Source organism: Arthrobacter humicola (assembly GCF_039531445.1).
Classification (GTDB): Bacteria; Actinomycetota; Actinomycetes; order Actinomycetales; family Micrococcaceae; genus Arthrobacter; species Arthrobacter humicola.
Window position 1 is genome coordinate 115,038 of sequence record NZ_BAAAQB010000044.1, and the last position, 12,396, is coordinate 127,433.

Genomic DNA, 12,396 nt, shown 5'->3' on the forward strand with positions numbered 1-12,396 from the left:
CGGCCCGGCCGCCAGCCAGTCTGGCGGTCAGTCCGTCAGCACCGGGCCGTCAGCCAGTCCGTCAGCGGCGGGTGCCCGCAGACTTGCGCCGCAGCGTAGCCTCCGGCGGCCGCCGTTTGGCCACCACCCGGTAGAAAAGCAACACCCCGACGCCGGACACCACAATCCCCACCAGGTTCAGGAACAGCTGAAGGGCGGAACCGGCCGCCTTCTGATACTCGCCCAGGACCAGTGCCACGGCCACAAACCCCGCCGCCGGCACCGTGGTGACGGAGATAAACACGCCAATCAGCGCTGCCGAGCGCCGGCTGATCACCGACAGCATCCCGGCCGTTCCAGCCAGCACCGCGACAATCAGCGAGTATGGCCCCGGATGGTAGATGAATTCAACCGCAGAACCGTGGTCCAGCGCGTCCTTGGGAAACAGCCCGAGCGGCACGGACAGCCACGCGGTCAGTGCCGCGGCCAGCATCGCGACCGGAAAGCCGACGCCGAGGGCCAGCGCCGCGTCGCGTCCGAGCCGTCGCTCGCGCCGGACCAGAGCCACAGCCAGCGCAGCCAGCGGGCCGAACTCAGGGCCCACGGCCATGGCGCCGACAATCGCGATTGTGGAGTCCGTGACGATGCCGATGGCCGCCAGCTGGGTGGCCAGGACCAGGAATGCCAGAAAACTCCACGTGAGGCGCGAATCTTCGCCGCTCTGGCGCGACACCTCTTCCCAGATGACCGCGTCCGCGCCCTCACCGGGGGCCTCGGCCTCCGCCCGGTCGGCCCGGTCCGAAAGCACAAGATCCGGCAGGTTGACCGAAATCGATCCGCGCTTCTGGATGTCGAGGACCTGGAGCTTCTCCATGAGCGTCTCCACGGATTCGCGGGCGAGCAGGACCTGGACAACGTCCCCGGGCGGCATGACCGAGGCGCCCTTGTCCACGGCGATTTCCGCGACGCCGAGATGATCGGCACATCTTTCGACAACAACTCCGGACAAATCACCCGGAACACAAATGCGCAGCTGCACAATCACTAAGCGGCCTCCTCAGACTCGCACCAGCCTAGCTTCCGCGCCGCCTCCGGTGGAGTCCAACGCCGCCCGCAGCCGCCCCAGGACTCCAACGAAGCACCCCGTGGACGCCCCCGCCCGCGCTCCCACTAGCGCCCTGTGACTGGCAAAGAAAGTTACGGTTCGGTAACATTGATCCTTTGGAAGCCGGCCTGAAGGGTTTTTTAGTGTCGAACGAGCGAACCATAGCCACCCCGCCAACAGCGGATGCGGGTTCTCCGGCGAGCCGAAAAGCCAGCTACCGACCCGAGGTCCAGGGCCTTCGCGCCCTTGCCGTCCTCATGGTGGTCACGTACCACGTGTGGCTGGGCCGGGTCTCCGGCGGTGTGGACATCTTCCTTCTCATTTCAGCATTCCTGATGACCCTCAGCTTCACGCGGAAGGTCGAATCCGGCGCCCCCCTGCGGCTCCTGAGCCACTGGCTGCACCTGCTCAAGCGACTGCTGCCCGCCGTCGTCGTGGTGGTGCTCGCCGTACTCGCCGGCACCTGGGCCATCCTGCCTCAGAGCCGCTGGCCGGACATCCTCGATCAGGCGTGGGCCTCCCTGCTATACCGGCAGAACTGGCTCCTGGCCGACAGCGCAGTCGACTACTACGCCCAGGACCATTCGGGCGCGAGCCCGCTCCAGCACTTCTGGTCGCTGTCGATCCAGGGACAGGTGTTCGTGCTCTGGCCCCTCGTATTTGCCGGCACGGCTCTTCTTTCCCGACTACTCCGGCGCTGGACCGGCGAGGACCGCGCCCTGCTTAGTTACCGGTCCCTGCTGACCGCTGCCTTCGGCGCCATCTTCGCCGTGTCGCTCGTCTACTCGATCCAGCAGACCACCACCAACCAGGCCCACGCCTACTTCGACACCGGCGCCCGACTCTGGGAATTCGCCCTCGGCTCCCTCCTGGCCCTCGCCCTGCCATATCTGAAGCCCGGCAGGATCCTGCGCGTCGTGCTGGGCTGGGCCGGCTTGGTGGCCATGCTGTCCTGCGGGTTGCTGCTGACCGTGGACCGTTCGTTTCCCGGCTTCATCGCGCTGTGGCCCACGCTGGCCGCCGCCGCGATCATTACCGCCGGACAAAGCGGCAGCCGCTTCGGCGTGGACCGTCTCCTGACCTGGAAGCCGCTGGTGTCGCTGGGAGACAACTCCTATGCGCTGTACCTCTGGCACTGGCCGCTGCTGGTCCTGGCCCTTGCCGGGGCGGGCATCACGGCGCCGAACCTTGTCCAGGGGCTGTGCATCGTCGGCGTGTCCATTGTTTTGGCAGTTCTCACCACCCGTTTCGTCGAGAAGCCGCTGCGCGAATGGCACTGGCCGAAGCGCCGTGCCTGGCGCACCGCCGTCGTGATTGCCGCCTGCGGTGCCCTGCTGGCAGGTCCGGTCGCGGTCTGGCAGAGCAGGCTCGTGGCTGACGAGGCCGCGGCGGCGTCCCAGCCCAAGGAACTGACGCCCGGGGCGGCCGCCCTGGCCCCGGAGAACGCCGGCAAACCCACCCCGGACGCGAAGATCATCCCCGCGCCGGCGGCGATGAAGAATGAGTGGGCCGACATCGACGGGCTATGCACGGACGAGAACGTCCCCAGCGACCCCCTGCTGCAGGGCTGCCTGCAGAACAACAAGCCCGAGAAGGTCACGAAGCGGATCGTGGTGCTTGGCGACTCCCACGCCCAGCAGTACATGGCGGCGCTGGGCCCCATCGCGAAGAGCCACGGCTGGGAAGTCGTCACGCTCCTGAAAGGCAACTGCCGCTTCGGCGGGGAGTCACCGGAGCGGGACGCGGACTGCAACGCCTTCAACAAGGCCAGCGCGCAGTACGTCCTGGACCACCACCCCGACGCCGTCTTCACGGTCGCATCCCTGACCCACAAGGAAGCGCCGTTCGAGACCGAGGTGCCGCAGTACCTTGAAGGCATCAAACCCTTCACCGACGCCGGCATGGACGTCGTGGGGATCCGCGACAACCCCCGCTTCAACATCAACATGCCCGAATGCGTCCAGAAGAACGGCGAGGGTGCCGCGGAGTGCAACGTGCCCGAGCAGGAGTCGCTCGCGGGGTCCTCGCCGTTGGACGCCTACCGTGGCAAGGTGCCCGGCCTGCACCTCATGGACATGAGCGATTTCATCTGCGCGAACGGGGTCTGCCCCGCGGTCGTCGGCAACGTGTACGTCTACAAGGACGACAACCACCTGACCAAGACCTACGTTCAGACCATGATCCCCATGTTCGAACAGCGGCTCCTGGCTGCCACCGGCTGGAAGTAGGGCCCCGCGCCGGGCCGGCACCGGGAGCCTCCGGCGGCCGCCCGGCATGGGGCGGCTCACATTGAGGCGCACATTACCGCCCCGGAATATGGCTATCGCCGCCAAGGTTCTACTATTTATTCAACCCTTCTGCACAGACCAGACCCGTAATGACTGGCTGGTCATCTGTTGCAACCCCTACCCGTGAACCCCGCAACCCAAGGTAAGAGGCGCACTCATGACCCAGCCCGAACACAACCCCTTCGGCTTTATCGGCCTGACGTACGACGACGTCCTGCTCCTGCCCGGCCACACCGACGTGATCCCCTCCGAGGCGGACACGTCCTCCCGGATTTCCAAGCGCATCACGGTCCAGACCCCGCTGCTGTCCGCCGCGATGGACACCGTCACGGAGTCCCGGATGGCCATCGCCATGGCGCGCCAGGGCGGCCTCGGCGTCGTGCACCGCAACCTTTCCATCGCCGATCAGGCCGACCAGGTGGACCGGGTCAAGCGCAGCGAATCCGGCATGATCACCAACCCCCTGACCATCGGACCCGAAGCCACGCTGGCTGAGCTCGACGAGATCTGCGCACGCTACCGCGTCTCAGGGCTCCCGGTGGTGGACGAAGGCAACAGGCTGCTGGGCATCGTCACCAACCGCGACACCCGGTTCGTGCCGGAGTCGGACTTCCCGCTCCGGCTGGTCAGTGACGTCATGACCAAGATGCCGCTGGTCACCGGGCACGTCGGCATCAGCCGCGAGGAAGCCTCGCACAAGCTGGCCACGAACAAGATCGAGAAGCTCCCGCTCGTTGACGAGCAGGGCCGGCTCCAGGGCCTCATCACCACCAAGGACTTCACGAAAGCCGAGCAGTACCCGCTCGCCACCAAGGACGAGGCAGGCCGCCTGCGCGTCGGTGCGGCCATCGGCTTCTTCGGCGACGGCTGGGAGCGTGCCATGACGCTCGTTGACGCCGGTGTGGATGCCCTGTTCGTGGACACCGCGAACGGCCACTCGCAGGGTGTGCTGGAAATGATCCACCGCCTCAAGGCCGAGCCCGCCGCGGCGCACGTGGACATCATCGGCGGCCAGGCCGCCACCCGTGAGGGTGCGCAGGCCCTGATCGACGCCGGTGCCGACGGCATCAAGGTCGGCGTCGGCCCCGGTTCCATCTGCACCACCCGCGTGGTTGCCGGCGTCGGCGTCCCCCAGATCACCGCCATCTACGAATCGGCGAAAGCGGCCATCCCGGCCGGCGTCCCGCTGATCGCCGACGGCGGCCTGCAGTACTCGGGCGACATCGGCAAGGCGCTGGTCGCCGGTGCCGACACCGTGATGCTCGGCTCCCTCCTGGCCGGCTGCGACGAATCCCCGGGCGAGCTGATCTTCGTCAACGGCAAGCAGTTCAAGAGTTACCGCGGCATGGGCTCCCTGGGCGCCATGCAGACCCGCGGCAAGAACACCTCCTACTCCAAGGACCGGTATTTCCAGGCCGACGTGTCCGGCGATGACAAGCTCATCCCGGAGGGCATCGAAGGCCGAGTCGCCTACCGCGGTCCGTTGTCCTCGGTGGCGTACCAGCTGGTCGGCGGCCTCCGCCAGACGATGTTCTACACCGGCGCCCCCACCGTCGCCGAGCTCAAGGCCCGCGGCAAGTTCGTCCGCATCACCGCGGCCGGACTCAAGGAATCGCACCCGCACGACATCCAGATGACCGTCGAAGCCCCGAACTACGGTTCGCGCTAGGACTCTCCGCTGTGAAACGGGTAAGCCCGCCGAAACTGCAGTTTCGGCGGGCTTACCCGTTTGTGGGCGCCCGGCTTCACCCGGGGCGGCGCCGCCCCACCGGTGCCGCACCCGCAGTCTCCGTACCCCGCCGCCTCCGGGTCCCGGAACTAGGCTGGAGGCATGTCTGAACTCCTGCCCGCACGTGAGCCGAAACGCAAGCTTGCGCTGAAGCCCTACGCTCGCGCCGTGGCGCAGGTTCTGCGGGTGAGCTTCCAGGCCTCACCGGCCGCCGTCGTGATGAAAGTCCTCGGCTCGCTGATCTCGGCGCTCCTGCCGCTCGTCACCACCTACTTCGCCGCCCTGACTACGACGGCGCTGGCTGCCGCCTACGCGGGCAACACCGACGCTGGCCGGCAGGCCATCATTTACGTCATCATCACCGCGGCCCTCGGGCTCTTCTGGGGCGCGTTCAGCAGCGTGGACCGCTACATCCAGCAGCTCATGAGCTTCCGGGTCGGCGCGATCGTCGGTGATCTGATGTACGAGCGATTCCTCACCCTGGACTTCTGGCGCTACGACGACAAAGAGACGGTGGACCTGTACGACCGCGCCAAGCGCTTCTCCGATTCCTACGCACGGGTCCTTGACCGGATCGCCGCGATCTTCACCCAGCTCGTCTCGGTGCTCCTCGCCATCGGCGCGCTGCTGCTGGTCAGTTGGTGGATAGCCGTGATCGTCCTGATCGCGATCGTCCCCAGCGTCTACCTGCAGTTCAAACTCTCCCGCGAACAAATCGCGCACTGGAACACGCAGGTGGACTCGCGCCGGCAGCGCAGGATGATTGAAACCAACCTCCTCCGCCCGCAGCACATCGCCGAGATGCGGCTCTACGGAATCGTCGGCTACCTGATGGGGCTGCGCTCCAGGCTCCGGGACGCCGACGAGAAGCGCCGGCTGGACTTCCAGAAGCGCTACATCCCCAAACAGCTCGCGGCCGATGCCCTCCAGTACGGTGCGGAAGTCGTTTCCCTGATCTGGGTAGTCGGCCAGATCATCGCCCACGCCCAGCCGGTGGGGCAGTTCCTCTATGTCCAGCAGATTGTCAGCCGCGCCCTGTCCACGGCCAACAGCCTGGTCTCCTCGCTCAGCTCGATCGACGAGGACCTGGCGAACCTCAAGGACTACGAACTGTTCATGGCACTGCCCGTGCATTCCAGCCACGCCCCGCCCCTGCTGGAGGCGCCAAAGAGTGTGGAACTGCGGGACATCCACTTCACGTACACCGGCAGCGACCTTGAAGTCATCCGCGGAATTTCAATGACCATCCGGCAGGGCCAGCACGTCGCCATCGTGGGGGAGAACGGCGCGGGCAAGTCCACCCTGATCCGCATCCTGGCTGGCCTCTACCGGCCCGATTCCGGGCAGGTGCTGCTCGACGGTGTCGACCTCGCCGCCGTCGACGTCAAGTCCTGGCACCGGCACCTGGCGGTGCTCAGCCAGGAGTTCCTGAAGTACGAGTTTGCCACCGCGGCGGAGAACATCTTCTTCGGCGACGTCGATTCGCCCCGCGACGACGGCATGATCCGCCGGGCCGCCGCGGATGCGGAGGCCCTGGAGTTCATCAACAAACTGCCCAACGGCCTGGACAACCACGTCAGCAACTGGATGGAGGATCCGCGCGGACGGAAGGGAAGCGGGCTGTCCGGCGGGCAGTGGCAGCGCCTGGCGATGGCACGGAACTTCTACCGCAACGCCTCATTCATGGTGATGGACGAGCCGACGTCGGCCATCGACGCGCTGGCCGAACACCGGATCTTCACGAGGCTCTTCGCGGACCGCGGCAGCACCATCATCGCCATCAGCCACCGCCTGGCCACGATCGAGAAGGCCGACGTCGTCTACATGCTCGAGGACGGCCGGATCGTGGAACAGGGCACGCACCGCGAGCTCGTGGCCCTGCGCGGCCGGTATTTCCGGATGTTCGAATCCCAGCTGACGGTCCCGGACACGGAGGACATCAGCGGAGAGTGACTGGGGCGCCTTCCACAGTGGTGCGCACCCGGGCTATGCCCGGTTCGGGCGGGACGCTGCTGAAGCCGAAGCCGACGGCGGGCAAGACCTTTGCCAGCGCGCCGGCGTCGACCCCGTCCCAGCTGACCGTCGCCGCGTCGATGCGGTGGAGATCGGTGACGCCGTAGTACTCGCGCCGACCGCCCCCGGCGGTGCCGGCAGTGCGCACCCCGGGGCTGAGAAGTCCCGCGAAGGGGCTGACGGCGCGCAGCCAGCGCGGGTGCACGGCCAGGGGCCGGGGGATGAGCCGTGCCGCCGTGCCGAGCGCGGTCCGGGCGCCGAGGGCAGCCTCCAACAGCAGGTGCCCGGCGTCCACGGTCAGCGTTCCGCCGGCGTGCCGGACGGCAATGTCCACCACACGGGTTTCATCGAAGCTGTAGAGGGCGGCGATGAATCCTGCCACCTCTGCCGTCGGGGCCAGCAGGATGCGCCGGCCCGAGGGCAGTTCCACCATGGCGTCGGCGAAAGTGCCGAACGGGGACTCCTGCCAGAGCCCCACCACGGCACGAAGTCCCGAAGTCGTGCCGATCCCGGCGATGTGCCCGTCGAAGATCCACCGCATACCCATGCGGCCACCTTACGTCGGCAGCGGTCGTTGCGCTGCCGTGCGGGACACGTTCACGGGGAAAACCGCGCCCTGGGATAACCTAGAGCAGTGACTTACGAGATTGAGATTGGCCGAGGCAAGCGTGGGCGCCGTGCCTACTCCCTGGATGACATTGCGATCGTCCCCAACCGTCGCACGCGTGACCCGAAGGACGTATCCGTCTCCTGGCAGATCGATGCCTACAAGTTCGACATGCCGGTCATCGCGGCACCGATGGATTCGGCCATGTCGCCGGAAACCGTCATCGCCCTGGGCCGCCTCGGCGGCCTCGGCGTCCTGGACCTCGAAGGCCTGTGGACCCGGTACGAGGACCCGCAGTCCGTCCTGGACGAAATCGCGGTCCTCGCGGACGAGACCAACAGCCCCGCCGTCACCCGGCGCATGCAGGAGCTCTACCAGGCACCGATCCAGCCCGAGCTGATCACCTCGCGCCTGGCCGAGATCCGCGCCGCCGGCGTCACCGTCGCAGGCTCCCTCACCCCGCAGCGCACGCAGGAACACTACAAGACCGTGGTGGCTGCCGGCGTCGACATCTTCGTCATCCGCGGAACCACCGTCTCGGCCGAACACGTCTCCAAGGACCACGAGCCGCTGAACCTCAAGCAGTTCATCTACGAACTCGACGTCCCCGTGATCGTCGGCGGGGCGGCCGGCTACACCCCGGCACTGCACCTCATGCGCACCGGCGCCGCCGGCGTCCTGGTCGGCTTCGGCGGGGGAGCCACCACCACCACCCGCCGCGCGCTCGGCATCCATTCGCCCATGGCTTCGGCCATCTCCGACGTCGCGGCCGCCCGCCGGGACTACATGGATGAATCCGGCGGACGCTACGTGCACGTGATCGCCGACGGCGGCATGGGTACCTCCGGTGACATCGTCAAGGCCATCGCCATGGGCGCCGACGCCGTAATGCTGGGCAGTGCCCTGGCCCGCGCCGAGGAAGCACCCGGCCAGGGCTGGCACTGGGGCCAGGAAGCCCACCACCTCGAACTGCCCCGCGGCGACAGGGTCAACGTCGGAACCGTGGGTCCGCTCGAGGAAGTCCTGTTCGGGCCGGGCCACCACACCAACGGCACCTCGAACCTAATCGGTGCGCTGCGCCGTTCGATGGCGACCACCGGCTATTCGGACCTGAAGGAGTTCCAGCGCGTCGACGTCGTCGTCTCGCCGTACGCCGGTAACTGAACCCGGCGCCGGGAACTCTGACGTACGCCGGAGACTGAAGCCGGGACAGGCGACTGAACCCGGCACCGGGAACTGAACCCCACGCTGGCAGGTGATTGGCCCTGCCCATCCGGAGGACTTGGACGTAGTCTGGTGCCCTACGAGGTTTGATCCGGATGGAGGCGTGACATGAACAGTTTTCCCGGCGGTTCTCCCGTGGCCGGAGGTGCTCTTGGCCCCGCAGAGCGCGATGCTTCGATCGCGCTTCTGAAGGGCACGGGCGACCCTGGCAAGGAACTTGACATCCTGATCGTGGGCGGAGGAATCGTCGGCGCCGGCGCCGCGCTGGACGCCATCACTCGTGGGCTCAGCGTCGGCATCGTCGAAGCCAACGACTGGGCGGCCGGCACCTCCTCCCGGTCCTCCAAGCTCATCCACGGCGGCCTGCGTTACCTGGAGATGCTGGACTTCGCCCTGGTCAAGGAGGCGCTGCACGAGCGCGGGCTCATCCTTTCCGTCCTCGCCCCGCATCTGGCCCGGCCGGTGCCGTTCCTCTACCCGCTGACCAAGCACTTCGTTGAGCGCCCGTACGTCGGTGCAGGGATCGCGTTGTACGACGTCATGTCCATCACCGGCGGACACAGCCGCGGCGTTCCGTTCCACAAGCACCTGACCCGCCGCGGGACCCTGCGGGCCGCGCCGAGCCTGAAGGATGACGCCTTCGTAGGCTCCATCCGGTACTACGACGGCCAGGTGGACGACGCTAAGTACGTTGCCAACCTCGTCCGGACCGCGGCATACTACGGCGCGCACGCGGTCAACCAGATGTCAGTCGTGGCCTTCCTGCGCGAAGGTGAGCGCGTGGTCGGCGCCAAGGTGGTCAATCACGAGGACGGCTCGAGCTTCAACATCCGGGCCAAGCAGGTTATCAACGCCACCGGAGTCTGGACCGACGAGACCCAAGCCATGGTGACGGACCGCGGACAGCTCAAGGTGCGCGCCTCCAAGGGCATCCACCTCGTGGTACCCCGTGACCGGATCCAGTCCACGGTGGGGCTGATCCTGCGGACCGAGAAGTCCGTGCTGTTCGTCATCCCCTGGGGCCGGCACTGGATCATCGGAACCACGGACACCGACTGGCACCTCGACAAGGCGCACCCGGCCGCCTCCAGCAAGGACATCGACTACCTGCTGGAACACGTCAACAAGGTCCTCAAGCGGCCGCTGACCCGGGAGGACGTCGAGGGTGTCTACGCCGGACTACGCCCGCTGCTGGCCGGGGAAAGCGACTCCACCGCCAAGCTCTCCCGCGAACACGTAGTGGCCCACCCCGTGCCGGGGCTTGTAGTAGTAGCCGGCGGGAAATGGACCACCTACCGGGTCATGGCCAAGGACGCCGTCGACGAGGCAACGCGCAGCATGGACGAGCGTGTCCCGCCGAGCTGCACGGAGTCCATTCCGCTGCTTGGAGCCAGCGGTTTCAAAGCCGCATGGAACAAGCGGAACCGGATGGCGGAGGAGACCGGCGTCCACGTGGCCCGGATCGAACATCTGCTCAACCGTTACGGCGCCATGGCTCCAGAGGTGCTGGCCCTCATCGCCAGCAACCCGGAACTGGCCGAGCCGCTGCCGGGCGCGGATGACTACCTCGCCGCCGAGGCCGTCTATGCCGCCACGCACGAGGGCGCCCGCCACGTCCAGGACGTACTGACCCGCCGCACCCGAATTTCGATCGAGGCGTGGGACCGGGGTGTGTCCGCCGCTCCGGTAGTCGCTAAACTAATGGGAGACGTTCTCGGCTGGAGTGATGCGCAGCGCGAGGGCGAAATCAAGCACTATCTGGCCCGGGTTGATGCCGAGCGCCTGAGCCAGCAGCAGCCGGACGACGAATCCGCCGATGCCGCACGGTTGGGTGTGGAGGATATCGTCCCCTTGCGCTGAGACTCAGCTCCGGCCGGCTGTGCGGACCACAACGCTAGTCAAATGACTGTCGGCCGGCGTGCACTGACGCCACTTCGAAGGGACATCTCTTGGCGGAACCACTGGACCGGTACGACGCCGAGCTCACCACGCCCGAGATGGTGATCCTCGAACTGGACGCCACGGACAAGCTCGACGCCACGTCCCAGCTCGCAGGGCGCATGTATGAGGCTGGGCGCATTTCCGATCTGGAGGGCTTCCTCAAGCAGGTCAACGCCCGTGAGCACCAGCTCGCCACCGGGCTGCCCGGCGGGGTGGGACTGCCGCACGCCCGCAGCGAGCTCGTCTCGCAGACCTCCATCGCCGTTGGCATCACGAAATTCGGCAGGGCACTCGACTTCGGCGCCGCTGACGGCCCGGCCACCGTGATTCTGCTCATCGCCACCCCGGCGAGCTCCTTTTCCGATCACCTCGAAGTGCTCGCGACACTGGCACGTTCACTGTCCAAGGAGTCCTTCCGCGAGTCGCTCCGCCGGGCCTACGACCCCGAAGTGATCGCCGAACTGATCAATTCCAGCCTGGTGTTCTTCGACCACTAGGGCATTGATTTCACCGGTAATGTCACGGGGCAGCCGGAGTCTGTTCCTTTCTCGCCCGGAGTCCGCACGCAGTTTGGCCGACTAGGGGTCCTGAACCGCGCGCCCTGAAAACCTGGCGGCCGGGCACCGGGCGCCACGGCGGCAGTGGGCTCGCACACGGTCCCCGCTAAAACTGTCACACCCCCGGAGGAGACTGGTGTCATGGAAGCCGCCAGGGATTTCTTTCCGTTCGGGGACGACGGGCAGGGCACGGATCGGGACATTTCTCCCGGTTCCGATCATGCCCGGCACTCGGGGGTGGGTGTTGCGCTGGCCGCGTTGGAGGCTGTGGGGTTGACGGCGGTTCAGGATGCGGCGTTGTGGGATTTCCGGGCCGCGTCGGACTTCGCCGGGGGTGTGGAGGAGCTCTCGCGCCGGGTGGAGTTTTTGCAGCTGGTGGCGGCCGGTGCGGTGGGCCGGACCAGGACGCAGTCCGCGGGGGCGAGGACGGCGGCGGGGGCCGGCATGTCGTGGACGACGGGCTGGCGCGACGACGCCCCCGGAACCGCGGCGGCTGAGGCGTCGCCCGTTTCAGCGGCGTCATCCGATGCGCTGTCCGGGGAGGGTGTGCCGTGGGATGCGGCCGGTGACGCGGCGGTGGTCGATGACGGGTATCGGAGCACGGCGGAGTTCCTGCGGGCGCGGCTGCGGATCGGTGCGCCGGAGGCTAAGCGCCGGCTGTCCCTGGCCGGGGGCCTGCTGCCCCGCCAAGGACTTGCCGGCCAGCCCGTCCCGGCCGTGCACGCGGAACTCGGTGCGGCGGTCGCGTCCGGGGAGGTCGCATCCCGGGCCGCGACGATCATCACGGCGGCGCTGGAGAAGGTCCGGCACGCCTGTGACGCCGGGGCCCTGGCCCGGATGGAGCACGCCCTGACCCGCACGGCCGCGGAGAACGACGCGGACTTCCTGGCCCGGGTGGCCCGGGGCTGGGCCGATGCGCTGGATCAGGACGGTGCCGAGCCCTCCGAGGAGCT

9 protein-coding genes are annotated in these 12,396 nt (G+C 67.4%); 7 read left to right on the top strand and 2 right to left on the bottom strand.

The features are described from left to right. Window positions 1–61: 61 nt before the first annotated feature. Window positions 62–1,024: a DUF389 domain-containing protein gene (locus tag ABD243_RS20865; RefSeq protein ID WP_344368293.1), complete on the bottom strand. Its 963-nt coding sequence runs from the start codon at window positions 1,022–1,024 to the stop codon at window positions 62–64. A gap of 203 nt (window positions 1,025–1,227) precedes the next feature. Between ABD243_RS20865 and ABD243_RS20870 the strand changes: the two genes are divergently transcribed. The 3 genes from ABD243_RS20870 (at window position 1,228) to ABD243_RS20880 (ending at window position 7,054) form a co-directional block, all read left to right on the top strand. After that, window positions 1,228–3,312, top strand: a complete 2,085-nt coding sequence (locus ABD243_RS20870) for an acyltransferase family protein (RefSeq protein WP_425547271.1) — start codon at window positions 1,228–1,230, stop codon at window positions 3,310–3,312. Between the two features lie 217 nt (window positions 3,313–3,529). Next, the gene (gene guaB, locus ABD243_RS20875; protein ID WP_344368294.1) at window positions 3,530–5,041 is read left to right on the top strand and encodes an IMP dehydrogenase; all 1,512 of its coding nucleotides are present in this window, start codon (window positions 3,530–3,532) and stop codon (window positions 5,039–5,041) included. Between the two features lie 162 nt (window positions 5,042–5,203). Continuing rightward, window positions 5,204–7,054 (top strand): ABC transporter ATP-binding protein, encoded by a 1,851-nt coding sequence (locus ABD243_RS20880; protein WP_116765046.1) that lies wholly within the window; start codon window positions 5,204–5,206, stop codon window positions 7,052–7,054. On the opposite strand, the gene ABD243_RS20885 is transcribed toward ABD243_RS20880, so the two are convergent. Beyond that, window positions 7,041–7,661: a hypothetical protein gene (locus ABD243_RS20885; RefSeq protein ID WP_344368295.1), complete on the bottom strand. Its 621-nt coding sequence runs from the start codon at window positions 7,659–7,661 to the stop codon at window positions 7,041–7,043. The two genes, ABD243_RS20880 and ABD243_RS20885, sit on opposite strands and share 14 nt — an antisense overlap. Window positions 7,662–7,748: 87 nt before the next feature. Between ABD243_RS20885 and ABD243_RS20890 the strand changes: the two genes are divergently transcribed. From ABD243_RS20890 to ABD243_RS20905, 4 genes are all read left to right on the top strand, one after another. Further along, complete coding sequence (locus tag ABD243_RS20890) at window positions 7,749–8,885, top strand: GuaB3 family IMP dehydrogenase-related protein (protein WP_344368296.1); 1,137 nt, start codon at window positions 7,749–7,751, stop codon at window positions 8,883–8,885. A 168-nt stretch (window positions 8,886–9,053) separates the two neighbouring features. Continuing rightward, window positions 9,054–10,805, top strand: a complete 1,752-nt coding sequence (locus ABD243_RS20895) for a glycerol-3-phosphate dehydrogenase/oxidase (RefSeq protein WP_116765044.1) — start codon at window positions 9,054–9,056, stop codon at window positions 10,803–10,805. Between the two features lie 89 nt (window positions 10,806–10,894). Then, window positions 10,895–11,383, top strand: coding sequence for a PTS sugar transporter subunit IIA (locus ABD243_RS20900; RefSeq protein WP_344368298.1), 489 nt, complete (start codon window positions 10,895–10,897; stop codon window positions 11,381–11,383). A 201-nt stretch (window positions 11,384–11,584) separates the two neighbouring features. Next, window positions 11,585–12,396, top strand: an 812-nt coding sequence (locus ABD243_RS20905; protein WP_344368299.1) for a DUF222 domain-containing protein, incomplete at its 3' end; no start/stop codon positions are given.

Bases quoted from the DNA above. Each gene is read 5' to 3' on its own strand.
- ABD243_RS20895 (WP_116765044.1), top strand. From the start codon at position 9,054: ATGAACAGTTTTCCCGGCGGTTCTCCCGTGGCCGGAGGTGCTCTTGGC.
- ABD243_RS20880 (WP_116765046.1), top strand. From the start codon at position 5,204: ATGTCTGAACTCCTGCCCGCACGTGAGCCGAAACGCAAGCTTGCGCTG.
- ABD243_RS20885 (WP_344368295.1), bottom strand. From the start codon at position 7,661: ATGGGTATGCGGTGGATCTTCGACGGGCACATCGCCGGGATCGGCACG.
- guaB (WP_344368294.1), top strand. From the start codon at position 3,530: ATGACCCAGCCCGAACACAACCCCTTCGGCTTTATCGGCCTGACGTAC.